Consider the following 23,489-nt stretch of genomic DNA (forward strand, 5'->3'; position numbering starts at 1 on the left):
AAGTGACACTGATGCTATGGTGTAACACTGGGGACGCTGAAGCCATGACACCCTGGCCCCCTAGGCAGATGCCTGTTTCTTACGGCTCGGTACAACGAGCCGCGCGGTCATGATCTGCACGACCTCGCCCTTCTGGTTCAGCGTTTCGGTGCGGACTGTGACCATTCCGCGGTCTGGCCGCGATGCGGATCGCTTTGCGTCGATGACCTCACAAACGGCGTGCAACTCGTCTCCGGGCTTCACCGCACGCGGCCATTGTACCTCGCCACCCGCGCCGATCACACCGCCCGCGATGGGCAGTCCGCTCGTGACCAGGAGACGCATGGTGAGCGAGGCGGTGTGCCAACCGCTCGCGACAAGGCCACCGAAAAAGCTTTTCTCGGCGGCTGCCTCGTCGAGGTGGAAAGGTTGTGGATCGAAGCTCGCCGCGAATGCTTTGATGGCCTCGGAGTCGACGGAGACCGACGCCGTGGTGAAGCGTCGTCCCTTGGGCAGGTCTTCGAGGTAGAGCCGCTCGGCGGTATCTGGATTGCCCATGCGTTTTCTCAATTCGGGCTAGCGGACGTGGCCCCGCCGGTCGCCAGTTCGTAGCCGGGCGGCGCCTTGTGCCACTGGAAACCGCCCGAACCCTTGCGATAGCCGAACTCGAAAAGCGTGTTCATGTAGGTCTTGTCGAAGGGACCTACGTAGGGAACGGCGAATTCGTCGTCGAGATACACGAGGTTATAGTCGATGCCGTCACGTTGTGTCGTGAGATAGATCCGGTAGAGGTCGTTGGCGCCGTTGGCGGCCGTCATAGTTGCGATGGCCTGACCGGCAATCGCGAGCGTCTGCCGCTTGACCGACTGCTCTGGCCGGAACAAGCGGCCGTTGCGGATGATGTAGGCCACGTCCTTGTGACTCTTCGAGTTGCGCGTGACCGACTTCAACTGAAACGACGGGGGGTAAAGAAACATCTGGCTCATGGCGCCGCCGTCGACGTGCATCTCCTCGTAGCGTCTTCCGTCCACGGTAACGTCCAGCATGACGGGCGGGAACGCGCCGGGAATCGAGGCCGATGCGCGCAACACCTCAATGATGAGATCGCGTGCGCGGGGATCCGTGCTTTTGGCAATCGCGCCGATATTCCAGATGACGGAGCGGGCTTGATCGAGATTTGTGGTGGCGACGAGCAGCAAGCGGCCTTTGTCATATTCGACGGCAATGCGCCGGATCATTTCCTCGTTGACGAACTTGCTGATCAGGTTCTTGAGCGGTGTCGAGTCCGTGACGGCATCGCCTGAAAGCAGACCGAGGATTGGCTCTTTGCTGAATATGTCGTCCGCGCTGGTCTCGGTGTAGACCTGCTTCAGCTTGTCGTCGTACTCCGGCCCAAGGAACGCAAAGGGTGCCGACAGCGCGCCCGTACTGATGCCGGTGACGACGTTGAATTGCGGGCGGTCGCCACGAGCTGTCCAGCCGACCAAGAGCCCAGCGCCAAATGCGCCGTCGTCTCCACCTCCGGAGATGGCAAGGAAGGTGGTTGTCGACGCATCGGCTTTCTGACCCGCTGCGACGCGCGCGGCACGCGCCTTGGCGATCACTTCCTTCGCAAGCGCGTGCATGTCCGCCGGATCGCCGTCGGCATAAAAGCGGGCATAGGGAATATCGAGGGGTCTGATCTCGGAGGCGAGCGCTAGAGGTACGGCCGGCAGCCGGTCGATCGTTGCGCAAGCGGACAACAGTATCGTCGCGATAAGAACCCCAGCGCCAGCCGCGAGCGAAACAAGGCGACCAGACGCACGGAGATCCGTGGGCTGTGCCCCTATCGACGCCGTGTTGGATACGTGAACTCGTGACATTGCACGCCGGCCCCGTTGCCCGTGCTCTCGCCCGGATCTTTTCAGCGTACCTTATGTCACTTTAGTGGCTTACCCCGGCAGCGGCCACCTTGCCGCAAGTTTCTGCCCGCTAAGTTGCAGGGCCTTCATCCTTTTCAGGCGCGGCTCCTTCCGCTATGTCCCAGCCGTTAACCAGTTCGGCGGACACCGAGATGAACCAGCCTCAGCCTTTATGGGACCGCGACGTGACCCGGGTCTTTCCCGTAACGGGATTGGATTTTCGGGTCTCGGATGATCGGTGGTCCTTCGCCGACGTCCATAGCGCCGAGATCGATGCACACTGGGCGCAGCGGCTTCGGCAAACGCCGAATTTTTTCAACGGTACTGTTCATCTGCTTGCGGCGTATTCCGTTTCCGCGGCCGGGCTCCTTTCCGCACGCTTCGTACGCACGGACTTCAAGAGCTTCCTCTATTGGCGTGAATCGGGATGGCCAGATCGAAGTGTCATGGACGCGTTTGGGTCGGCGCTCATCGTTTCGCTAACGGGGCAAGTGCTGCTCGGACGGCAGCGAGATGGCAACCTCAACAGCGGGCTCTGTTATCCGCCGAGCGGCTTCATCGACCCGGCGGACGTCCAGCCGGAGGGGACGATTGACATCGAGGGCGGCGTGCTCCGCGAGGTGCGGGAGGAAACCGGGCTAGGCTCAGTCGCCCTGCGCCGGTCTGGTGGCTACCTGATTGCCGTTGCAGGGCCCGTACTTTCAATCGCAGTCCGCTTCCAATCCACACTGGGCGATGCGGAACTCGTGGGCCATTGCGCCAGGTACATTGCCGACGATCCCAAGAGTGAGCTTGCCAGCGTTCTGCTCGTACCCTCGGGCGACGCACCCGCCGACCTGACAATGCCGGACTATGCGCGGGCGCTTCTTCGAGAGCTGCCGGGCTTGAAAAGTTTTGCGTGAGGCGCGTCCAGCGCTTGGAGCCGAGCATCGAATGAGGCAGAGTGCGCGCGCTTCAACAATTGCTCGTGCTTCCCCATAGACAGAAGCACCGCTCAGGACGGGTTCATGGCGCTCAAGTTCTCTACGCTCGACGTTTTTACAGACCATCGCTTCGGCGGGAACCCGCTTGCGGTCGTGCTGGATGCCGATGACCTTTCCACCTCCCAGATGCAGGCGATCGCCCGCGAGTTCAATCTCTCGGAGACCGTATTTGTCCTGAAATCCACCCGCCCGGCGCATTCGGCCAAAATGCGCATCTTCACACCTCGCAGCGAAGTCCCCTTCGCCGGTCATCCGACTGTCGGTACGGCAGTCCTTCTGGCCGAGCTCAAGGCGCCAGCTCAGAACGGCGAGGCGGACGCCCTTGTTGTACTCGAGCAGGCGATCGGAACCGTTCGTGTCGGCGTTCGGGTGCGCAATGGCACGCCAGCCTTCGCCGAGTTCGACGCCCCAAAGCTCCCCGCGGAAGCCGGCGTACTGCCGCCGTCGGATGTGCTTGCCGCCGGCCTCGGACTCATTCCGAGCGAGATCGGTTTCGAGAACCACACACCGCTATGCTTCGCTGCTGGAAACACCTTCGCATTCGTTCCGGTAGCGTCGCTGGATGCGATCCGACGGGCGCGTGTCAATGGTGCGCACTGGGAGCGTGCCTTCGAGCAGCAGGGCGTCGTCGGCGCTTATCTCTACACGCGCCAATGCGAGCACACTTCAAGTGCCTTCCATGTGCGGATGTTCGCGCCTGAGGTTGGCATTCCCGAGGATCCCGCAACGGGTTCCGCCGCGGTTGGCTTAACGGGCGTCGTCCATCACTTCGACAGATTGCCTGACGGCACCCACCGGCGGATCGTCGAGCAGGGCTACGAGATGGGTCGGCCCAGCCAGATTGTCCTCACCCTGATCGTGGACGGCGGCAAGCTCACGAGCGTTCGCATCGGCGGCTCGGCCGTGCGCGTCACCGAAGGCACGATCGATGTGTGACCGGGCTGGTTAACCTGCCCGGCGAGGGATCATGCGCGTCAAGGTGTTGTCCTTCTGGATATAGTGATGCGCCAGGGCCGCAAGAGCGTGCGCGCCGATCAGGAAGTATCCAACGGTCCCGATCATCTCGTGGATCTCCTTCATCGACTTTGCCGCGTCTTTGTCGACCGCGGTGATCGGAGGCAAGGACAAGCCCCAGAACGGGATCGTATGCCCGCCGGCACTCAAGATCGACCATCCCAGGAGAGGCATTGCGACCATGAACACGGCCAGAAGGACGTGAACGCTGCGGGCCGCGAATGCCTGCCAGGATGGCGGTGCGGGATGTATCGGCGGAGTGCTGCTCGCAAGGCGCGCCGCGATACGGAGGACGACCACAAGAAGTACCGTGAGCCCGATCATGAAGTGCAACGCCTTCATCAGCTCGCGCGGCTCACTTCCCTTCTCGAAGAAAACCCGCAGTTCAATTGTCGCGTAAGCCAATGCAATCAGCATGGCGGTGAGCCAATGAAGGGCTATCACGGCGGAGGAGTAGCGGTCTGAACCTTGGGATAACGTCATTTTCGAGCGCCTTCGTCCCGATCTCGTTTTCAAATCTTTTGAAGCCGATTCTGTCGGTCGGCGCCCAGTCTGATTTTGATTTCGATCAAATGCGGGCTGCTCTCGGCAAAGCTCGCTGTGGGCTTTTCGCAGGCTCCAGTGGGCATGAATGTGCACGGGAGCTCTTCGGGATCGTGCAAGGCGCTCTTCACCGGCGCGATGCGGCCAGGATGATCCTAGATAGGGCTCAGCGTTATCGATGCCGTCTTCAAAGAGATTGATGACGAACCGGCGACGCGAATGTCATTCTAATCGGTTTGGAATGACATTCGCGCAGCCACTATGCGGCCGTGTCATCGCAATCAGATGAGGCCGGCATCGCGGCCTTGATCTCCTCGACCGTCATCGCGCGCACTTGCGTTGAGACCGACCATTTGTGTCCGAACGGATCCTCGACAATTCCGTAGCGATCGCCCCAGAACATGTCAGAAACCGGCATGATCACTTTCGCTCCGGCGGCCACGGCCTGCTCAACGACTGCATCGACGTTGGGCACATTGAGATGGATCGTGACCGGCGTGCCTTTGAGCGCCTTTGGCCCCACTGAGCCCATGCCAGGGAACTCGTCGACCAGCATAACCGCGGAATCGCCTATCGTGACACAGGCGTGCCACAGGCTTCCGTCGGGACCTGCAAGGCGCATAACCTCCTCAGCGCCGAACGCCTCCTTGTAGAAGTCGATGGCCTTGGCGGCACTCGAGCACACCAGATGTGGCGTTACAGTGTGTAGTTTGCTCGAATCCCATTTCTGCTTCGCTGGCTTGGCCGGAGCGGCCTTCTCAGTCGATTTTGCTTTGGTTGCTGCCTTTGCCATGGCGATCTCCTTCCCTGATACCTCAATCTAAACCCTCGGAAACGAATGACCGCCTGTGCGGCTGGTTCCCTGCCGAAAGGACGAACGGCGGAGAAACGATCCGACATCCGGGAGCAGACTTTTTGGAGGCAACACGGATTGAAGCCGGCGAGACGGAACAAGTCATTCAAATGGCAAGGTTAATTTCTTCCCGCCGCGAACTTTCCGGCTCGCAGGATGTATAAACAGAGCGTGCGCACCGAACTGAAACAGGTGAGCAGCATGTTGGAAGATATATGTCGGGTCATTCTGACCAACGTTCCTTTATTCCTATTCGTGACGGCACTTCTCCTCGCTGCTTTGACCAGCCGCCAGGCGCTTTCGAAAGCCGATCACTTTCTGCGATGGATCCTTCTGCTCCCAGTCGGTGCCGATGCGCTCTGGGCGGGGCTCTATCACGTGCTTGCCCCTGAAACGGCCGCCGACTTCATCGGTTGGCAGGTAAGCCCGTTCCAGTTCGAAGTGGGCGTCGCCGACATTGCGCTTGGCGTCACGGCCATTGTTTCGTTCTGGCGCTCGCTCGATTTTCGCGCGGCGGTCGTGGTCTACGCGGCGTTGTTTTATGTCGGCGTCGTCTATGGGCATATCAACGACGCGCTCTCCACCGGCAATTACGCCGCCGGCAACATCGGCATCCTACTCGTGGTTTCGATTGTTCGGCCGTTGCTTCTGGTTGCGCTGCTCTGGGCCGCAACGCGCGACAGCAGGATCGCCGCACGGCAGACTGCAATGGGCGACGCTATTTCGGAACTGGACGAATTCTAGTGTTCTGTTGGTACGATTCCTACGGCGCGTGCGGTTGCGAGTATCGCCGTCCAAATTCGATGCTTGATGGCTTGAGCCCGTGAATGCTTGGCCACGGGTGTCACAGCTTCGCGCGCCTCTGACTTCGGATCCAGGTTCGGATCGAGCACCGCGATCGTGATCTCGCCATCGGTGTAATAGCGATCGCCCTCGCCATTGCGTCCGTTCAATGTTGGACCCGTACCGGTCACCTGATAGGTCTGTTGGACGACGTTTGCGTCCTTGAGCGAGGCGATGACGAAGGCGCGTTCGCGGTCGATATCGGGATCGATATGATGCGTGATCTGCAGCGTGTCGTGGCTCACGCCCACACCGCGGTCAAAGGTCGCCGAGCCGAGCCAGACGCCATGGCCTTCCACGCCCTTGTCGAGAATATGCCAGAAACGAACATGATGACGACGGTCGGCGCTGGTGCCGTCCGGACGTTCGAACGCCAGGTCCTGCTTTCTCCCATCGAGATAGAGGTTGCTGACAGGCGCATCCGCATACGGCCGGTCGAGAACGACGCTGAGGCCGATATCGATACTGCTCCGCAACGTGATCGCGTCTGCGGGTTTCCAGCCCGCAAGGTTCATCGCGTAGGCGACCTGCTCCTTGGAGCCCACCACGCCAACATTGAGGGGATCGCCCGGGATGCCCTGGCGCGTGGTGGTCACCATATTGCGTCCGGCGAGCCCCGGCTGGTGCTCATAGTCGAACCAAAGGGCGGGTAGCACGACATAGGCTGTGAGCACGTAAACGCCTACGAGGATGGCCAGAACCTGCGTCAGGCGCCAAATTCGTGACTTCGAGGGCGCCTCTTGGGACATCGGATTGGTCCTTTGCGACGATGTGGGCGTGGCCCGTGGGCCAGCACCCCCTTGCAATTCACGGGCACTATTGGCTTATTGTAGCGCCTGTGAGCGATTTTCACCTGAAGAGACGCGCCTTTATGCGCCACAAGGTTACCAGCTTCGATCTTTTTGCAGCCGGCGCGGCTCCCGCGCAGCGGCCCCGCGGTCGTCGCGCGCTCCTCCTGACCCTCCTCCTTATCAGCCCCTGAGAACCGGGGGCCCGGCGACCTGCCGGGCAGGTGCTCAGGGGATGCGAGACCAAACGCTGATAGGATCTCCGCCACGCCTTCGAAACGGCTGGCCCCGAGGAAGGACCACATTTCAATGACTGCTGCACATCAGGACGCGACTGCCCAGGACGCGACCGGCGACAAAGTCGTCATCTTCGACACTACCTTGCGCGACGGCGAGCAATGCCCCGGCGCGACGATGACGTTCGAGGAAAAACTCGAAGTCGCCGAGTGCCTCGACACGATGGGCGTCGACATTATCGAAGCCGGGTTTCCAATCGCCTCGGAAGGTGACTTCGAAGCCGTCTCGGCCATCGCCAAGCGCGTAAAGCGTGCGACTGTCGCGGGACTTGCCCGTGCCATTAATGCGGACATCGACCGGGCCGGCGAGGCCGTCCGCCATGCCCAGCGCGGACGCATCCATACGTTCGTCTCAACGTCTCCGATCCATCTCGCCTACCAGATGCGGAAGAGCGAGGCGGACGTGCTGGAGATCATCACCGCCACGGTCACCCGCGCGCGCAACCTCGTCGAGGACGTGGAATGGAGCGCCATGGACGCGACGCGCACCGGCATCGACTATCTGTGCCAGTGCGTGGAAGCGGCCATCAAGGCGGGCGCCACGACGATCAATCTGCCCGATACCGTGGGCTACGCCACGCCTGAGGAATACTGCGAGATGTTCCGGGCGGTGCGCGAGCGCGTGCCGGATGCCGACAAGGCCATCTTCTCGACCCACTGCCACAACGATCTCGGCTTGGCGGTCGCAAACTCACTCGCGGCCTTGAAGGCCGGTGCGCGGCAGATCGAATGCACCATCAACGGCATCGGCGAGCGGGCGGGCAACGCTGCGCTCGAAGAGATCGTGATGGCAATCAAAACGCGTGGCGATGCTCTTCCCTATCGCTCCGGTATCGAGAGCACGATGCTGGCGCGCGCGTCGAAACTCGTCTCGGCCGTCACCAACTTTCCGGTGCAGTACAACAAGGCCATCGTCGGCCGGAACGCTTTCGCACATGAGAGCGGCATCCATCAGGACGGCATGCTGAAGCACCAGCAGACCTACGAGATCATGACGCCGGAATCGGTCGGCGTCGGCAAGACCTCGCTGGTCATGGGCAAGCACTCGGGCCGCAACGCGTTCCGCACCAAGTTGCGCGAGCTCGGCTACGAGCTCGGCGAGAATGCCTTCGAGGATGCCTTCAATCGCTTCAAGGCGCTCGCAGATCGCAAGAAGCATGTCTACGATGAGGACATCGAGGCGCTGGTCGACGAGGAGATCGCGCACGCCCACGACCGCATGAAAGTCGTGGCGCTGCAGGTGATCGCCGGCACGAGCGGTCCGCAGTCGGCGACGCTGACGCTCGACATCGACGGCGCACAGCAGACCGTACACGCGAACGGCAACGGCCCGGTGGACGCCATTTTCGCGGCCATCCGCATGCTGGTCCCGCATACGGCCAAGCTCGAACTCTACCAAGTGCACGCCGTCACCGAGGGCACCGACGCGCAGGCCGAGGTCTCCGTTCGCCTGGCCGAGGACGGGAGAATGGTCACCGGCCGCGGCGCGGACACGGACACTATGGTTGCATCAGCTCGCGCCTACGTTGCGGCCCTCAACAAGCTGATGTTAAAGCGGCAAAAAACCGCAAAAGCCGAGCAGCTCGGCTGAGAGCGGCACCTCTCGTCCCCAGCAATGACGGCGCCCGAACAGGGCGTCGTCACATGCGACTGGACAAGGGGAATGGGTGGTGGTAGACGAACCGGAATTGGGGCCCTCGAGCACAATCGTTCAGGGGCCCTTTGCCGTCCTAGGAGCCTGCGGGCTCTCAGCTCCGGCACCTCGCCGTCACCAAGCGGCGTCAGGTCATAGAAGTGGGTGATTAGCTCAGTTGGTAGAGCAGCTGACTCTTAATCAGCGGGTCCACAGTTCGAGCCTGTGATCACCCACCATTCTTTTCAACATGTTAGGCGGCTCGCAAATTTAATGCGTATGCTGCGTAAAATCTATAAACACCTATAAACTCCCCTCCCATGATGACATGGGCTAACCCTCGTCGTCTGCTTCATCGCTTTGGATCTCGATGGCTCCACGCTCCATCAGTTGAAGTGCGACATCTGCGATCGTGCGCTGCGCCTTCAAAACCTCTCGCGCATTTGGGGCTGGACCGCTTTCAAGCTCTACCTCGATTGCACGACGAGCTCGACTTGGCACCGCCTCAAGTATCTTTTCCATCAATGACTTCGGCACACCGAACAGCGCTTTGACCACAAGGTCTACCGATATCGCATCAAACACGGTGACGAGCGAAGGAGGCGTCAATCTCCCGAGATCGTCGAACGTGAACAGCTGCTGGCGGATGAGTTCGGCGTCCTTTTCGTTGTATGAGCCGATCGACTGCAAGCATTCATCCATCAACTTACGGTCCATCTTGTTGATGACGTCTGCCATGCGGCTGTGGGGCGATAGGTCGGAATCACGGCGTCGGTTCAAAAGAACGTCTTGAACAAAGGAAAATTCGAGCAAAACGAGAGGGCGCTCCTGAATGGGTCGGAGGCTCAACATGCGTGTTACGACCTCTTTTGACACTAAGCGCGGGAGCAACTTCAGCAAGCCTGCGGATGTCGAGGGCTCTGCGCGTGAAAGGACAAGAGCAATTACCTGCGGATGTTCTTTCAGGAGGTATTGGCTCAGAGCGACATCGGGAATTTTCTTCAGTTGCTGCCAGACAGCATGTGCCGACTTGGTACCCGTCTGAGCCAGGAGAGCTTCGATCTGTTCGGGACTAAGAACGCCTTCCAGAAGCCCTTGGATTTTTTCGGTTGTTGCCGTGATATCCACGCCGTTTCTTATGTCGGCAGCAAACTCTTCGATAATTCCGTCGACAGTGTCCTTCGAGATTGTGCCAAGGTCGTTCGCGGCTTGCGCGACGATCTTCACCTCCTCCTCGTCAAAATACTTGAGGATGCGGCTTGCGAGATCCTTGTTCACTGCCAGAAGGATAGCCGCAGCCTTAGCTGTCCCAGACAGCTCTTGGGCAGGTTGCTCGCTCCCATGGCGTCCAGCAGCCACCGCACCTCCAAAAAGGGCATTTGCCCCATTGCCAAGCCGCGACTCATTTCAGCTTGATGAGGATCATAGCAGCGGTGCGTCTGTTATTGTTTGTAAGATAGGAAGGTTGAGCAGCTGGACCCTTGCCCTCAGCAAAAAGTAGCGCTCCATCCTACACTAGATCCACGACCTTCCGCTGTGCATCGACATCAGCCTCGATATAGCGCTGCGTCGTCCCCAACGCACGACCTATGCCTCCACCAGATTTGGCGTATACTGAGCGCCGATGCGGCTAGTTTCTTTGGTCGAGCGGACCGTGTATTTTCCCGTTCTGACATCCAATATTCGAGCAAATAGTACGGACTAGAGTTGGTCTGATAAACTGCCGAGCCCTTGCGGGCCCAAGTCGCCAAGCGGTTCGGCCTCTCGAAGACACAGGTCTCGAGTGTCATCGCGGAAGGTGCGGAAATTGGTTTTCTCACGGTGGACGGATCCGGAGCTCCGGCGTCGACCGACTATCTGCGCGAGAGCTACGCCAACTGGATTTCGATCGAGCTCGCCTTCTAGGCTCGCCACATGCAGCCCCTCTCTTGAGGACACATGGCTCGCCCGGATAACGGGCCTTATCGCCTGCTCTCCGCTGCGCTAAGCAGCCATGTCGTATGGCTCTAGCGTTGTCCCCGGAGATTTCCCACAGGCACGTCTATTTCACATCTGCCTCGATGGGTCGCACGCGCGAACCGGCCCAACCGTTGCGATAGGAGAACCGCGCGCGGCCGTAGTCGATCAGGGGCCGCTCAAGCACGTGATAGAGCGCCACACAAAAGGCGATCGTGAGGGCCAGGGCGATTGCCGCAAGCCCGACGTCCACCCATTCGTCGAACCTCCGTCTCCGCTCCGCCAGAACGAACACGAGTGACAAGAACAACGGATGGAAGAGATAGAGCGAATAGGAATACCGTCCAGCCCATTGGAGAACGCCTGAGCGCAGCTGCCGTACATCCTTGCACACCAGAACGGCCATCAGCAGCATCGAGTACGCGATGCTGAGGTAGAGGTGGCCCCAGAGATTCATATGCGCATAGAGCGATTTTCCGCGTATGAGCGCGATGATCACCGGGATGGCCAGACAAAGCCGCAGCGCCCAGCGCATCAGCTCGTCCTGCCGCGCGCGGAGCTCGGCCATCAGGTCCGCGTCGCGATACACCAGCGCAACCAGTCCGCCAAAGCACAGGCCGTCGAGCCGCATTGGGGTGAGCACGTACGGTGCCAGCTTGGCACTCGGATAGAGGAGATGCAGTCCAACCCTTGCGGCGACTGAGCAACACGCGATGGTGAAAAGCGTCAGCGCCAGCTTTCGCGGCGGCGTGAAGATGACGATGGCCGGCAGCAGCAGGTAGAACCACTCCTCGATCGCCACCGACCATGTGACGGTAAACCCCTGCGCGATCGGGCCGTTGTAGGCGGCCATGAGCCAGTTCCAGGTGAACGTGACCTGGGCCAGGACTTGCTTCCACACCGGCACGACATCGGCGTTCGCGACGGTCGTGGGACCCATCACGTAGAAAACCGTCCAGTAGAGTGCAATGAGCACGATGTAGGGAGGATAAATTCGGAGGGCGCGCCGCGCATAAAAAGCGGGCAATAGGTGCGGCGATTGCCGGTGGTCTGTCAGGATGCCCGTGATCAGGAACCCGGAGAGGACGAAAAAGAGATCGACGCCCGTCCGCCCGAAGACCGTCAAGTAATGGAAGGGCTTCGCGTAGTCCGTCCCGCCCGAAGGCGAGCCAATGAAGTGCCAGGCGAGCACCATGAGCACGGCGAGGCCACGCAGGCCGTCCAGCTCCGGAATCCGGTTCTCAGACGCAACACGCATACAGTCGGACGTCCCTGCTTCGCCCCGCTCCCATGGGTGCGAACTTCGATCAGCATACCGGCGCAGGGCGTACCGTCCACCTTATTTTTGGTGTGACGTGTATGCTTGGCGCGAAGGTGCTGCGGCCAGCCTATGGGGCCGGTCCGAAGAACATCAGCCTCAGGAAATGCGTGTAGTCGGATTCCAGCACCATGATAGCCACAAAGACCAGCACGGCCACCGGTGGGACAAGGATGGCGTAGACCAATGCCAGCCGCTCCCATGCCATGTGCATGAAGACCCCGACGATCAATCCCGCCTTCACGATCATGAACATGAGGATCAGGAACCATCTCAGGTATCCCTGAACGTGGAAATAGTCGACGAGATAGGAGCAGGTGCTCAGCACGAACAGCCACCCCCAAACGAGGAGGTAGAGCCTGATCGAGTGTGTTTGGCCCTCGGTGTGCGTCGCAACTGTCGCGTCCGCCGGGAGATGTGCCGTTGTTTGCATCACGATCCCTCTCACCACAAATAGAACAGCGCAAAAATGAAAACCCAAACGAGATCGACGAAGTGCCAGTAGAGGCCCATGATTTCGACGATCTCGTAGTTCCCTTTGCGACTCGTGAAAAATCCGCGCCTGCCGGTGTCGAAGTCGCCGCGCAGAACCTTGCGGGCGATGATGAGGAGGAAGATCACGCCGATCGTGACGTGCGTGCCGTGGAAGCCCGTGATCATGAAGAAGGACGAGCCGAACTGCGGAGCGCCCCACGGGTTACCCCAGGGCCGCACGCCTTCCGAGATCAGTTTCGTCCACTCGAAAGCCTGCATGCCGACGAACGTCGCACCGAACGCAGCAGTGATCAGCATAAACACGGCTGTTTTTACGCGATCGCCGCGATAGCCAAAGTTGACCGCCATCGCCATGGTTCCGCTGCTGCTGATCAGGATGAAGGTCATGATAGCGATCAGGATGAGAGGGACGCTCTCGCCGCCAATATGCAATGCGAAGACTTCGCTGGGGTTGGGCCACGGCGCGAGCGTGGACATGCGCGCCGTCATGTATCCAATCAAGAAACAGCTGAAGACGAAGGTGTCGCTGAGGAGGAAGATCCACATCATGGCCTTCCCCCAGGAGACGTTCTTAAACGCCCGCTGGTCCGACGACCAATCGGCGGCAACGCCTTCCCAGCCGTCTGGCGGCAGATGCTCGGAGCGTGGTCCACTTAGTGTTGTTTCGGCCATGGCTCTGGATCCCTACGGGTCGGCGAAGACCTGGCGGCAGATCTCGAGGAAATCGCTGCCCCATCCCATCAGCAGAGCGAATAGGATGAGCCAGACGAAAAGTAGGAAATGCCAATAGATGGCGCATAGCTCCACGCTCGCCGTAATCTCGGGGAGCTCGAACTGATCGTCGCTCCACACCTTGGCGCCGGTTCTGCCCAAGGCCACGAGCCCGCCTGAGACATGCAGTCCGTGTAGCGCGGTCATCAAATAGAAAAAGGCATTGGCAACGTTGGCCGCCAGAAGGAACCCCTCCGTGCTGAGCTGTCGCCACGCCACGAGTTGTCCGAAGAGAAAAGCGAGAGCCGAAACGCCGCCTGCAACGAGGCCGCCTCTCACGCCGGCCAGCGATCCCCGGCGTGCGGCCATCAGCGCGCTCTGCAGCGCAATACTGCTCAAAACGAGAAGGCCCGTAGTGAGCCAGAGCATTTTGGGTATCGGCAAGGGCAACCAATCCCTCGCGGGCATGCGCATCGCGTACGCACTGATCAAAAGCATGAAGAGCGTGCTGGCGACGACAAGGAACACGCCCAATCCGACTTTCGAGGGAGAGGTCGTTGACATGCCGGGGGCACGCGCATCGCCGATCACGCCCTCCTCCAGCCACGGCTTTGACGTCAAACCTTGGTGCCAAAGCCACCAGGCGGCGATGGATGATACGACAGCCAGGAACAGGACGATGATGGTCATGCCGCTTCCTCTAGGCGCCTTGCGGAGCGGGTGGCTGGTTCTGCGGAATGAAATCCTCTGCAGCGCCCGGCACGCTGTAGTCGTAGGCCCAGCGATAGACGACCGGCAGCTCTTTGCCCCAGTTGCCGTGCCGCGGCGGCGTATGAGGTGTCTGCCATTCGAGGGTGGTCGCTCGCCAGGGGTTGCCGCCAGCTTCCTTCCCCTTGAAGAGGCTCCAGACCATATTGAAGATGAACACCATCTGTGCGGCGCCGACGATCAACGCGGCGATTGTGATGTAGTGGTTGAGGGTCACTGACGAACTCAGATGCGACTCGCCGAGCTCGTAATAGCGCCGCGGCACGCCCATCAGGCCCACGTAGTGCATCGGGAAGAAAATGGCATAAGCGCCGAGGAACGTGATCCAGAAGTGAATCTGGGCCAGCGTCTCGTTGTACATTCGGCCCGTGATTTTCGGGTACCAATGATAGATCGCGCCGAACACCACCATGATTGGCGCAACGCCCATCACCATGTGAAAGTGTGCGACGACGAACATTGTGTCTGACAGCGGCACATCGACGACCACGTTACCGAGGAAGAGCCCGGTAATTCCGCCGTTGACGAATGTGACGATGAACGCCACGGCAAAAAGCAATGGCACCGTGAAATGGATGTTGCCCCGCCAGAGGGTCAACACCCAATTGTAGACCTTGATGGCTGTCGGGATGGCGATGATGAGCGTGCTGGTGGCAAAAAAGAACCCGAAATACGGGTTCATGCCGCTGACGTACATGTGGTGCGCCCATACGACGAAGCTCAATGCACCGATGGCGACGATAGCCCACACCATCATGCGATAGCCGAAGATGTTTCGGCGCGCGTGCGTGCTGATCAAGTCGGACACAATGCCGAATGCCGGCAAGGCAACGATATAAACCTCTGGATGCCCAAAGAACCAGAAGAGGTGTTGAAACAGAATTGGGCTGCCGCCGCCGTACGAGAGATGCTGACCCATTTGGGCAATCGACGGCATGAAGAAGCTGGTTCCCAGGAGTTTGTCGAACATCATCATGACAACGCCGACAAACAGAGCTGGGAAAGCCAACAGCGCCATGACGGTCGCAGTGAAAATGCCCCATACCGAGAGCGGCATGCGCATCAAGGTCATTCCACGTGTGCGGCCCTGGAGCACCGTCACCACGTAGTTCAGGCCTCCCATCGTGAAGCCGATGATGAACAGCGCGAGCGACGAGAGCATCAATATGATGCCCCACTCCTGTCCCGGCGTTCCTTCGAGGATGGCTTGAGGCGGATATAGGGTCCAGCCTGCTCCGGTGGGCCCGCCCGGCGCGAAGAAGCTGGCAACGAGCACGAGCACCGCAAGCAGGTAAATCCAGTAGCTCAACATATTGACATACGGAAAGACCATGTCCCTGGCGCCGAGCATGAGTGGGATCAGGTAGTTTCCGAAGCCGCCGAGGAACAATGCCGTCAGCAGGTAGATCACCATGATCATGCCGTGCATAGTGATGATCTGGTAATAGGCGTGCGCGTCGATGAAGGGAAGCACGCCGGGAAAGGCGAGCTGAATTCGGATCAACCAAGACAGGACCAGAGCGACCAGGCCGATGCTCATGGCCGTGAGCGCGTATTGGATGGCGATGACTTTGGCGTCTTGAGAGAAGACGTATGTCGTCCACCAGCTCTTCGGGTGGTAGAGCTCCACATCTGGAACTTCGGCGGGGCGGACGCCCTCGTAGGCGCCATGTGCGACGTCGGCCATCAAGGTGCCTCCTCGCTCTCGACTTATGTTTCTCGCAGTTTCACCGTGGAACCCGCGCTGCATCGGGGTGTTCTTCACCCTGGCTGGGCCCCACTGCTGCTGTCTTGAGGTGTTCGGCTTGGGCCATTGTGCTGCCGAATGTCGTCTGCTGGTCGAGCCAGGTCTGATAGTCCTTAGCGTTGTCGACGACGACTTGGCCGCGCATGGAGTAGTGCCCCATGCCGCACATCTCGGCGCAGAGCAGCTCGAAGGTGCCCGTCCTAGTGGGGATGAACCAGACATGGGTGACGATACCTGGAACGATGTCCATCTTCGCTCTGAACTCCGGGACATAGAAATCGTGAATCACGTCTATGGACCGCATGAGGAGCTTGATCGGTTTGCCCTCCAGCAAATGCAGGTCTGCGCCCTGGATGATGATGTCGTCTTTGGCGTTCGGGTCGACTGAGACGAGACCCAACGGGTTCTGATCGCTCACGTTGTTGGTGGTCGCCATTCCGAGCTTCCCGTCTTTGCCCGGCAAGCGGAAGCTCCACGCCCACTGCTGCCCCACGGCCTCGACTTCGACGGCATCGTCAGGGACGGTGATGAAGTGGTTCCACACGAACAAGCCAGGGGTGAGCATAGCCGCGACGCCAACCGCGGTGGCGATCGTCAATCCCCACTCCAGCTTTTTGTTCTCCGGCTCGTAAGCAGCTTGTCTGTCAGGACGGTAGCGGTAGCGAACAAGACAGTAGGCCATGAACAGGATCACGGCCACGAAGACCACCCCTGTAATCCAGAAGGTGATGAGAATCGTGTCGTCGATGTAGCGCCAGTTCGAGGCAATCGGCGTCATCCACCACGGACTCCAGAGGTGAAACAACACGGATCCGACGACGACGAGTACTAGAGCCAGCGCTATAGCCATCGCTTTTTCATCCTGGCCTCTGAGGCTCGCGAACGGCGGCTAGGAGGCCATCAGCTTCTCCACATCATGCGCAGCGTGGTTCGACACTCACGACGGCAACGCCGATCGGGAGCGACCACGAGAGCTTCAGAAAGGTAAGGAAGGTGCGAATTCTTTTGGCCAGAACGATTCTCAAGTCCGCCGGGCCGATCCTGCGGACTTTGAGGCGAGCACGGCTCGCAACGACATCGTTGATATCTAACAAGCTCGCCATGGCCGTACCCCTCGTGCCCTCATGGGGCGCACATCAGTGGGGGTGACAGAGAGCTCACGTTGCGGCCTAGCACTTGGTCGCATCGTGCGCCCATAACGCCAGCGCATGTTACTCCTCCGTAGCACCCGTATCAATGAGGCTTGGATAGGTAAAGCGGGCCAGAGATGTTTAACGCCCGGATCTGTTCTTGGCGTCGCATTGATCCAAATTCGGAGTCGGGCTCGTAAGCCGCAATAAATGTCCGTTATCTTCGGCAGCGGGTCAGGCGACGGATACGATTTCGATCCGTCGACCACGGCACCGAGCAAGAGGTTTGCGGACGCCGACAATCGGAGATAGGCTATATTTGAGCATGACGCTTAAATAGTGCGTCTGACACGTTCACGCCTGCAACCGCCCACGATCCGCGCCGCAGGAGTACGATGCCAAGTGCGGTTTGCCGCCAGAGCGACTTAACGACCAAACATTACGTCTTCGCCGTCTATCCTCGGAGGCCAGAGCCGAATGCGCACGGCTTTGACGTCATTCGACGAACCCACAGAGGGCACGACCAGATACCAGAGCTAGCTTTGGAGGTCCGACATGGTCGATTTCACACTAAATGGAAAACCAGTGTCGGTGTCAGTGCCCGAGGACATGCCACTGCTCTGGGTCGTGCGGGACGTTCTCGGCATGACAGGAACCAAGTTTGGGTGCGGCATCGCTCAGTGCGGTGCGTGCACCGTGCATCTCGACGATGAACCCGCGCGCTCGTGCGTAACCCCAATCGGCGACGTTGCGGGTCGATCTGTGACGACCATCGAAGCAATCGGCGAGACGCCCGCGGGCAAGGCTGTGCAAGACGCCTGGCTCAAGCTCGAGGTTGTGCAGTGCGGTTACTGCCAGTCCGGACAGATCATGTCGGCAGCGGCTCTCGTCGCCAGCAACCCCAGGCCAAGCGACGCTGACATAGACGACGCCATGTCCGGCAACATTTGCCGGTGTGGAACGTACGTCCGCATTCGCAGCGCGATCAAGGTCGCCGCTGCAGGAACCGTGAGGTGAGCCATGCTCTACGAGCCTCGTGCGTCAGACATATCGCGCCGCTTTTTTCTTCAAGCTGGCGCCGCGGCCGGCGGCGGCTTGTTGATCGGGTGGGTGCCAACGGCGGAGGCTACAGACGGCGGGGAGCTGTTTGCGCCTAATGCGTTCATCCGTCTCGATCGGCTGGGAAAGTTGACCGTCGTTTCTCCTATGATCGAAATGGGTCAAGGCACCTACACGTCCCTCCCAATGCTGGTTGCTGAAGAGCTCGATATCGATATGTCCGACGTGTCGGTGGATCACTCTCCCCCCAACGACAAACTCTACGGCAACTCTCACCTCGGTGGCGTGCAGACGACAGGAAATTCGTCGTCAGTTCGAGCCTTCTACTTGCCGATGCGGCACGCCGGCTCTGCCGCGCGTTCCATGCTGATTTCGGCCGCCGCAGCGAAGCTCAACATCGATGCAAGCGCGCTGACCACCGAGCCCGGTCATGTGCTCAATCCTGCCACCAAGCAGCGCATTGCCTACGGCGAATTGGTGGATGCGGCAGCAAAGCTTCCCGTCCCCACCAATATCAAGCTCAAAGATCCGAGGACCTTTCGCATCATCGGCACGCCGGCCAAGCGGCTCGACGTGTCCGGCAAGGTGAATGGTACGGCGATGTACGGAATTGACGTCAAAATTCCGGGTATGAAGATCGCCACCATTGCCGCGTCTCCGGTCTTCGGGGGCACGGTTGCCTCCTTAGATGAAGCAGCCGCGTTGAAAGTCCCCGGTGTGCATCAGGTCGCAAAGCTCGACAATGCCGTCGCCGTCATCGCCGACCACTATTGGGCGGCGAAACAGGGACTCGAAGCTGCAGCCGTCACGTTCAACGGCGGCCCTCATGCCTCCGTCTCAACAGCGGATGTCGTGGTGGCCCTGGAAAAGGCATCACAGAACTCGGGCGCAGTAGCAAAGGCCGAAGGCGACGTGGGGGCCGCGCTCGCCAAATCAGCAACCAAGCTCGACGCCATCTATGAGGCTCCTTTCCTTGCGCACGCGACAATGGAACCTATCAACTGCACGGTGCACGTAACACCGGACGGATGCGACATCTGGGTCGGGACACAGATCCCGACCGTCGCTCAGCAGGCGGTCGCACAAACGCTCGGGCTCAAGCCGGAGCAAGTGCGCTTACACAATCACTTACTCGGCGGCGGCTTCGGGCGCCGCTTGGAGTACGATTTCATCGTTCAGGCGGCGTTGGTCGCCAAGCAAGCAAAGGATCCGGTCAAAGTCGTATGGAGCCGCGAAGAAGACATCCAGCATGATATGTACCGCCCGTACTACTACGACCGCTTCTCCGCGGGCCTCGATGAGCATGGCCTGCCGATCTCGTGGAGCCATCGCATTGCGGGTTCCGCGATCATGGCTCGTTTTTTCCCGCCCTTGTTCAAGGATGGCATCGACCCGGATGGCGTCGATGGTGCGGTCGACATGCCGTATGATATTCCCAACAAGCGCGTCGAATTCGTGAGAGAGGAACCTCCGGGCATCCCCACAGCATTTTGGCGGGGCGTCGGCCCAACCCACAACGTCTACGTGGTCGAGAGCTTCATCGACGAACTCGCAGCAGCCGCGAAAAGGGATCCCGTCGACTATCGTCGTGCGCTGCTCGGAAAGAATCCGCGCGCGTTGTACGCGCTCAACCGCGCTGCCGAAATGGCCGGTTGGGGCACGCCTCTTGGTGACAGACGCGGACGTGGCGTGTCGGTGAACAACGCCTTCGGAAGCTACATGGCTCAGATTGCAGAGGTCACGGTCGCGAAATCTGGCGATGTGCATGTCGACCGCGTCGTGTGCGTGGTCGACACGGGTGTCGCGATCAATCCCGACACGATCATCGCGCAGATGCAAAGCGGAATTATCTACGGTCTCACCGCGACCCTGTGGGGCGAGATCACGCTCAAAGATGGCCGCGTCCAGCAATCGAACTTCGACGATTACCGCATCATGCGTATCAACGAAGCGCCCATCATCGAGGTGGAAGTCGTAAAGAGCGAAGCCGACCCCGGCGGCATCGGAGAACCTGGCACCTCAGGGCTTGCGCCAGCCGTGCTCAACGCCGTCTATGCCGCAACGGGAGTACGTCTGCGCAAGCTACCGATCAAGGCTGAGCTGCTAAAGTCCGTCTAGGAATTGCTCTGCTTTCCCTGCGTACAAAGTTGGCGCGCATCGCGCCTTCCACTTCTCCGTGGAACACCTGCCCACATCCGATCCAGGGGTTAGGCGGCTGCCTGCCCGCCCTTCGCTCCCACGCGAGATCGAAGCACTTCCTCCCAACTGACCGGCAAGACCGGGCCACCTCCGCGCGGCGGAGCACACCTAGAGCGTGCACTGGACTGCTACCCCCGCTGATTTCACTTCTTCTCAAAAATCGCTATAAATCAAGCGCATGTGACCGTAGGCACGCTTGCAACCAGCTCTCCTTACGCGTGTGTAAACTTTCTCTTGCTCGTTTAGATGGTTTATGGTGGTCTCCAACCACAACTTTTGCGTGTATTTAGCGAGTCTCGCGTCTAGCGCGGAAATTGGGTCATTCCGTTCAGCCCGCTTCAACTTTGGGCTGATGGCAGCGTAGCTAATTTGAGGTGGGGGGCCTGCTCGACCACAAGCAGGCTTATAACGATGGTGCACTTCAACCAATCGCTGGCGAGATTTGCCGCTGCGGCCTTGGACATCCTGCCCAGGCACTACCTCGACCCCTTCATCTCTCTCATCAACAAGCGTTACGCTGTCCAGGCGCCCGCCACCGACTTGGTGATTGAGCTCATCCTGCGTCACTCCCAGGACGTCGCCTCCGCCATCAACGATTTGGACGACGTCATTCCCCGCGACGAAATCCTGGTTGCGGTCAACCAACTCATCGACAAGCGCCATCTCGCGACGGAAAAGTTATTCGAGGCCGCGCACTCCCTCTCCGATCCCCATCTGGTGACGGCGATCGAACTTTTCAAAGCCGAGCAGAAAGGTGAGGTCCTTTCCGAGCAACAGCTTCTGCACGCAACGGAAGCCGTTCGGGCATTCTCGGGCCGCGGCCGGCGGCGTCTCGAACTGCTCCTCCTACAAGCAATGCTGAAAGCCGAGCATCTCGAGTTGTCCGACAAACTGGTCCGCAGCTCCCCTTACCTTGCCCAGGAAGGCCTCCCCCCGGCTTACCTGGTGGGAATTTTGAGATGCGTCCTGAAAAACGAACCCGAAAACTACGCGGTTCGGCGGCGCGCTCTCGAGTCCAGCATGACCAATCTCGACAGACTTAGAATTGTCGAGCTCGATATTGCTGCCGGCTTTATTTCCGATGCTGGCGATCACAGCACATCGGTCGATCACTTTCTCAAAGCAGCGCCGGCTTCGGTCGCGTACGATTTCCGATCGAAGGTGAAACCATTCTACGATGCTCACGACACGAGTCTGATGGCGGCGCGAACGAACAAATCGATTTCAGATGGTATCCTGGGCGACATTGTCAGAGCGGTGGAAGAGAAACGACCTCTCGCTTTACTCCGGCTAGGAGACGGAGAGTCTTACGCCTACGAAGCAGAGCCGGGCTCTATAGAGGATGCGGACAACAGCTTGCGAGAGCAGCACTGGTGGGGCTGCCAACTCGATCAGAGCACAAGAGCTCTCCTGCAATCGAGGCTACGAACGGCGATTGGGCACGCCGATTACCTCGGCATCCCGAGCGTCTACAGGTTCGCCCGCGACACTCATTTCCTGACCAGAGACTTAAGTGGCGCTGCTAGCAGTCGCGGTCTGGTGCGCGTTCTCCAGAACGTTCGACCAAGGGCTGGCGCAAATCTCGTCGAAGAGCGCATCCATCAGATCATTTTCCGCAGAGACGACTTGAAGAGGGTGACGTCTGTCGCGGGGGCCCGCACGATCGTGATTTCCAGTTTGCGCCCGCAAATTGCCGCCGACCTCTTTCCGGCTTCCAAAGTCCTTACGATCCCCTCTCATCGCAGAACATCTGACCACCCTGCATTCGTAAACACCAGAACACCGCTTCCCTTCTCTTACGAAGCCGTGCTTTCCGAGATTTGCTCCACAGTCGGCAAAGGTGATGTGGTTCTTGTTGGTGGTGGGATCATCGGAAAGGTCTTCATTGAGCAAGCTCGCCAGAACGGCGCAGTGGCGTTGGATGTCGGAGCGATGCTCGACTATTTCGCGAATGCAAAAACACGCTCTGTCGCCGATCTACTGTGAACCAACGGCTCTGTCGGGCCGGTGGCGGTTGCAAGAAGCCGCGATAGAAACGCTTCCGCCGCACGTGCCCCGATGATCGCCGCAAGGATTAAGCTCCGTGCAACCCGTTCCAACAGTTCTGTCTACCCTTAGGCGCTCGTCGCGGTATCTCTCGACGTTTGGCTGGCTGCTGCGTCACCAAATTCGCTCAGCCAAATGGCAATTGCTTGCCGCCGTTGCCTTCGGCGTAGCGAGCCGCCTCGGAAGCATTGTCGTCCTCATGGCGACCATCAAATGCGCGCTCTGGCTTCTCAAGCCGGAGACCATGCCCGGCCTTCTCACCACTCATTTTCCTCAACTCGTCGCTACGCCTGCCTTCGTGATATTTCTCATCTGCATTCCAAGCATCCTGCTGCTGCTTGCCAGCGTCGCGAGCAACCTGCATACGCGCCTCCGTACCCAGGTCGCAGCAAAGTGCGGCACGACGATCGCCCTCGAGCAATCGAGCAGACTATTCGGGACACAGGCGGCAGATGGCGACGCCAGTAAGCTCGCGGCAAAGTTCAGCTCGGACATGACGCAGGACTGGAGCGCGCTGTGCAAGGCGCAGACGAACCTCATCAAGGCAATGGTGGCCGGCGCAACATTCACGATGGCGATTGTGCTCGGCGCCGCAATAGACCCCTTGGTTACGGGCGTTGTCGTGCTCATTGCGATATCGATCGCAACAGGGCTCGTCTGGAAGCAGCACGAAAATTCCTACGTCCTGACCGCCGAGCAGGCACAGCTAAAAATACGGACGCTGGATAGCAACGCCTCTCTGATATCCGAGATGAGTCACGCAATCAGCAGCGGCCGTCATGCCCTATCCCTTGAAAACGCTGTTGCTCGCCGCCACGCTGACATCATTGCCGAGCATTGGCTCAAGGATCGCAACGAGAGCGCTGCCAGTCTTTTTCTCGACATCGGCAACGGCGTTGTCGTTCTCGTGATGCTGTCGACACTCTACTTCAGAGGGCATTCGATGAGCGCGACCGACATTGCACACGCCGTGCTCCTCATGTTCGCGCTTCGATTTGCAATGTCGCAGGCGCGTGCGGTTTCCACGCATGCCTTCGCGCTCAGCAAAGACTATCGACGCTTGGTCCTGTTGGCTGCGCCTGTTGCTGCCGGTCGCTTGCTGCATTGAGAGCGAGGAGCACGTCTTTGGCGGGAGAGAGAACATCAATCTGCGGCGCATATCTTCCGGGGGATGTGCAGATGCCTGAACTGGATGTCCTCCTTCGGGAGCGCCAGGAGCTATTCGAT

The 23,489-nt window shown here is 59.6% G+C and carries 22 protein-coding genes and 1 tRNA gene; 10 read left to right on the forward strand and 13 right to left on the reverse strand.

All coding sequences use genetic code 11. The annotated features are described in order from the left end of the window. Window positions 1-60 precede the first annotated feature (60 nt). Complete coding sequence (locus tag VHO05_RS07715) at window positions 61-537, reverse strand: MaoC family dehydratase (RefSeq protein ID WP_329646021.1); 477 nt, start codon at window positions 535-537, stop codon at window positions 61-63. Window positions 538-545: 8 nt separating this feature from the next. Next, complete coding sequence (locus VHO05_RS07720; RefSeq protein ID WP_329646022.1) at window positions 546-1,841, reverse strand: patatin-like phospholipase family protein; 1,296 nt, start codon at window positions 1,839-1,841, stop codon at window positions 546-548. Window positions 1,842-2,032: 191 nt separating this feature from the next. Here VHO05_RS07720 and VHO05_RS07725 point away from each other — a divergent pair, with 191 nt between their 5' ends. Together VHO05_RS07725 and VHO05_RS07730 are read left to right on the forward strand one after the other, a co-directional pair. Next, on the forward strand, window positions 2,033-2,782 hold the full coding sequence (locus tag VHO05_RS07725; protein WP_329646023.1) for an NUDIX hydrolase: 750 nt from the start codon (window positions 2,033-2,035) through the stop codon (window positions 2,780-2,782). Window positions 2,783-2,887: 105 nt separating this feature from the next. Beyond that, the gene (locus tag VHO05_RS07730) at window positions 2,888-3,799 is read left to right on the forward strand and encodes a PhzF family phenazine biosynthesis protein (protein WP_329646024.1); all 912 of its coding nucleotides are present in this window, start codon (window positions 2,888-2,890) and stop codon (window positions 3,797-3,799) included. Window positions 3,800-3,808: 9 nt separating this feature from the next. Here VHO05_RS07730 and VHO05_RS07735 read toward each other — a convergent pair whose 3' ends face one another. Together VHO05_RS07735 and VHO05_RS07740 are read right to left on the reverse strand one after the other, a co-directional pair. Next, the gene (locus VHO05_RS07735; protein ID WP_329646025.1) at window positions 3,809-4,360 is read right to left on the reverse strand and encodes a cytochrome b; all 552 of its coding nucleotides are present in this window, start codon (window positions 4,358-4,360) and stop codon (window positions 3,809-3,811) included. Between the two features lie 319 nt (window positions 4,361-4,679). Next, window positions 4,680-5,213 (reverse strand): VOC family protein, encoded by a 534-nt coding sequence (locus tag VHO05_RS07740; protein ID WP_329646026.1) that lies wholly within the window; start codon window positions 5,211-5,213, stop codon window positions 4,680-4,682. Window positions 5,214-5,474: 261 nt separating this feature from the next. Here VHO05_RS07740 and VHO05_RS07745 point away from each other — a divergent pair, with 261 nt between their 5' ends. Next, window positions 5,475-6,017 (forward strand): DUF6790 family protein, encoded by a 543-nt coding sequence (locus tag VHO05_RS07745; protein ID WP_329646027.1) that lies wholly within the window; start codon window positions 5,475-5,477, stop codon window positions 6,015-6,017. Here VHO05_RS07745 and VHO05_RS07750 read toward each other — a convergent pair. Further along, on the reverse strand, window positions 6,014-6,865 hold the full coding sequence (locus tag VHO05_RS07750) for an LssY C-terminal domain-containing protein (RefSeq protein ID WP_329646028.1): 852 nt from the start codon (window positions 6,863-6,865) through the stop codon (window positions 6,014-6,016). The two genes, VHO05_RS07745 and VHO05_RS07750, sit on opposite strands and share 4 nt — an antisense overlap. 348 nt (window positions 6,866-7,213) lie before the next feature. Here VHO05_RS07750 and VHO05_RS07755 point away from each other — a divergent pair, with 348 nt between their 5' ends. Both VHO05_RS07755 and VHO05_RS07760 read left to right on the forward strand, forming a co-directional pair. Further along, window positions 7,214-8,791, forward strand: a complete 1,578-nt coding sequence (locus VHO05_RS07755; RefSeq protein WP_329646029.1) for a 2-isopropylmalate synthase — start codon at window positions 7,214-7,216, stop codon at window positions 8,789-8,791. A 205-nt stretch (window positions 8,792-8,996) separates the two neighbouring features. Continuing rightward, a tRNA-Lys gene (locus VHO05_RS07760) sits at window positions 8,997-9,072 on the forward strand. A 94-nt stretch (window positions 9,073-9,166) separates the two neighbouring features. Here VHO05_RS07760 and VHO05_RS07765 read toward each other — a convergent pair. Continuing rightward, entirely contained in the window at window positions 9,167-10,192 is a 1,026-nt protein-coding gene (locus VHO05_RS07765; RefSeq protein ID WP_329646030.1) for a flagellar motor switch protein FliG, read from the reverse strand. A 372-nt stretch (window positions 10,193-10,564) separates the two neighbouring features. On the opposite strand from VHO05_RS07765, the gene VHO05_RS07770 reads away from it, so the two are divergent. Next, a complete protein-coding gene (locus tag VHO05_RS07770) occupies window positions 10,565-10,738 on the forward strand; it encodes a hypothetical protein (protein WP_329646031.1) in 174 nt (57 codons plus the stop codon). A 136-nt stretch (window positions 10,739-10,874) separates the two neighbouring features. On the opposite strand, the gene VHO05_RS07775 is transcribed toward VHO05_RS07770, so the two are convergent. From VHO05_RS07775 to VHO05_RS07805, 7 genes are all read right to left on the reverse strand, one after another. Beyond that, the gene (locus VHO05_RS07775; RefSeq protein WP_329646032.1) at window positions 10,875-12,047 is read right to left on the reverse strand and encodes an acyltransferase; all 1,173 of its coding nucleotides are present in this window, start codon (window positions 12,045-12,047) and stop codon (window positions 10,875-10,877) included. 130 nt (window positions 12,048-12,177) lie between these two features. Continuing rightward, window positions 12,178-12,540, reverse strand: a complete 363-nt coding sequence (locus VHO05_RS07780; RefSeq protein WP_329646033.1) for a cytochrome C oxidase subunit IV family protein — start codon at window positions 12,538-12,540, stop codon at window positions 12,178-12,180. A gap of 11 nt (window positions 12,541-12,551) precedes the next feature. Beyond that, a complete protein-coding gene (locus VHO05_RS07785; protein ID WP_329646034.1) occupies window positions 12,552-13,274 on the reverse strand; it encodes a heme-copper oxidase subunit III family protein in 723 nt (240 codons plus the stop codon). 12 nt (window positions 13,275-13,286) lie between these two features. Continuing rightward, entirely contained in the window at window positions 13,287-14,003 is a 717-nt protein-coding gene (locus tag VHO05_RS07790) for a cytochrome c oxidase subunit 3 (protein ID WP_329646035.1), read from the reverse strand. A gap of 10 nt (window positions 14,004-14,013) precedes the next feature. Further along, entirely contained in the window at window positions 14,014-15,768 is a 1,755-nt protein-coding gene (locus VHO05_RS07795; protein WP_329646036.1) for a cbb3-type cytochrome c oxidase subunit I, read from the reverse strand. Between the two features lie 40 nt (window positions 15,769-15,808). After that, the gene (locus VHO05_RS07800; RefSeq protein ID WP_329646037.1) at window positions 15,809-16,678 is read right to left on the reverse strand and encodes a cytochrome c oxidase subunit II; all 870 of its coding nucleotides are present in this window, start codon (window positions 16,676-16,678) and stop codon (window positions 15,809-15,811) included. Window positions 16,679-16,742: 64 nt separating this feature from the next. After that, window positions 16,743-16,931 (reverse strand): hypothetical protein, encoded by a 189-nt coding sequence (locus VHO05_RS07805; RefSeq protein WP_329646038.1) that lies wholly within the window; start codon window positions 16,929-16,931, stop codon window positions 16,743-16,745. Window positions 16,932-17,513: 582 nt separating this feature from the next. Here VHO05_RS07805 and VHO05_RS07810 point away from each other — a divergent pair. From VHO05_RS07810 to VHO05_RS07825, 4 genes are all read left to right on the forward strand, one after another. After that, a complete protein-coding gene (locus VHO05_RS07810) occupies window positions 17,514-17,975 on the forward strand; it encodes a (2Fe-2S)-binding protein (protein WP_329646039.1) in 462 nt (153 codons plus the stop codon). A gap of 3 nt (window positions 17,976-17,978) precedes the next feature. Beyond that, complete coding sequence (locus VHO05_RS07815; protein ID WP_329646040.1) at window positions 17,979-20,135, forward strand: xanthine dehydrogenase family protein molybdopterin-binding subunit; 2,157 nt, start codon at window positions 17,979-17,981, stop codon at window positions 20,133-20,135. A 492-nt stretch (window positions 20,136-20,627) separates the two neighbouring features. Then, window positions 20,628-22,202 (forward strand): hypothetical protein, encoded by a 1,575-nt coding sequence (locus VHO05_RS07820; protein WP_329646041.1) that lies wholly within the window; start codon window positions 20,628-20,630, stop codon window positions 22,200-22,202. A gap of 97 nt (window positions 22,203-22,299) precedes the next feature. Then, window positions 22,300-23,370, forward strand: coding sequence for a hypothetical protein (locus tag VHO05_RS07825; RefSeq protein WP_329646042.1), 1,071 nt, complete (start codon window positions 22,300-22,302; stop codon window positions 23,368-23,370). Window positions 23,371-23,489 lie beyond the last annotated feature (119 nt).

This window comes from Hyphomicrobium sp. (assembly GCF_036262015.1).
In the GTDB taxonomy this organism is placed as follows: Bacteria; Pseudomonadota; Alphaproteobacteria; order Rhizobiales; family Hyphomicrobiaceae; genus Hyphomicrobium_C.

Excerpts from the sequence above, each read along its gene's own strand:
- VHO05_RS07715 (WP_329646021.1), bottom strand. The coding sequence starts at position 537 with ATGGGCAATCCAGATACCGCCGAGCGGCTCTACCTCGAAGACCTGCCC.
- VHO05_RS07720 (WP_329646022.1), bottom strand. The coding sequence starts at position 1,841 with ATGTCACGAGTTCACGTATCCAACACGGCGTCGATAGGGGCACAGCCC.
- VHO05_RS07725 (WP_329646023.1), top strand. The coding sequence starts at position 2,033 with ATGAACCAGCCTCAGCCTTTATGGGACCGCGACGTGACCCGGGTCTTT.
- VHO05_RS07730 (WP_329646024.1), top strand. The coding sequence starts at position 2,888 with ATGGCGCTCAAGTTCTCTACGCTCGACGTTTTTACAGACCATCGCTTC.
- VHO05_RS07735 (WP_329646025.1), bottom strand. The coding sequence starts at position 4,360 with ATGACGTTATCCCAAGGTTCAGACCGCTACTCCTCCGCCGTGATAGCC.
- VHO05_RS07740 (WP_329646026.1), bottom strand. The coding sequence starts at position 5,213 with ATGGCAAAGGCAGCAACCAAAGCAAAATCGACTGAGAAGGCCGCTCCG.
- VHO05_RS07745 (WP_329646027.1), top strand. The coding sequence starts at position 5,475 with ATGTTGGAAGATATATGTCGGGTCATTCTGACCAACGTTCCTTTATTC.
- VHO05_RS07750 (WP_329646028.1), bottom strand. The coding sequence starts at position 6,865 with ATGTCCCAAGAGGCGCCCTCGAAGTCACGAATTTGGCGCCTGACGCAG.
- VHO05_RS07755 (WP_329646029.1), top strand. The coding sequence starts at position 7,214 with ATGACTGCTGCACATCAGGACGCGACTGCCCAGGACGCGACCGGCGAC.
- VHO05_RS07775 (WP_329646032.1), bottom strand. The coding sequence starts at position 12,047 with ATGCGTGTTGCGTCTGAGAACCGGATTCCGGAGCTGGACGGCCTGCGT.
- VHO05_RS07780 (WP_329646033.1), bottom strand. The coding sequence starts at position 12,540 with ATGCAAACAACGGCACATCTCCCGGCGGACGCGACAGTTGCGACGCAC.
- VHO05_RS07785 (WP_329646034.1), bottom strand. The coding sequence starts at position 13,274 with ATGGCCGAAACAACACTAAGTGGACCACGCTCCGAGCATCTGCCGCCA.
- VHO05_RS07790 (WP_329646035.1), bottom strand. The coding sequence starts at position 14,003 with ATGACCATCATCGTCCTGTTCCTGGCTGTCGTATCATCCATCGCCGCC.
- VHO05_RS07795 (WP_329646036.1), bottom strand. The coding sequence starts at position 15,768 with ATGGCCGACGTCGCACATGGCGCCTACGAGGGCGTCCGCCCCGCCGAA.
- VHO05_RS07800 (WP_329646037.1), bottom strand. The coding sequence starts at position 16,678 with ATGGCTATAGCGCTGGCTCTAGTACTCGTCGTCGTCGGATCCGTGTTG.
- VHO05_RS07805 (WP_329646038.1), bottom strand. The coding sequence starts at position 16,931 with ATGGCGAGCTTGTTAGATATCAACGATGTCGTTGCGAGCCGTGCTCGC.
- VHO05_RS07810 (WP_329646039.1), top strand. The coding sequence starts at position 17,514 with ATGGTCGATTTCACACTAAATGGAAAACCAGTGTCGGTGTCAGTGCCC.
- VHO05_RS07815 (WP_329646040.1), top strand. The coding sequence starts at position 17,979 with ATGCTCTACGAGCCTCGTGCGTCAGACATATCGCGCCGCTTTTTTCTT.
- VHO05_RS07820 (WP_329646041.1), top strand. The coding sequence starts at position 20,628 with ATGGTGCACTTCAACCAATCGCTGGCGAGATTTGCCGCTGCGGCCTTG.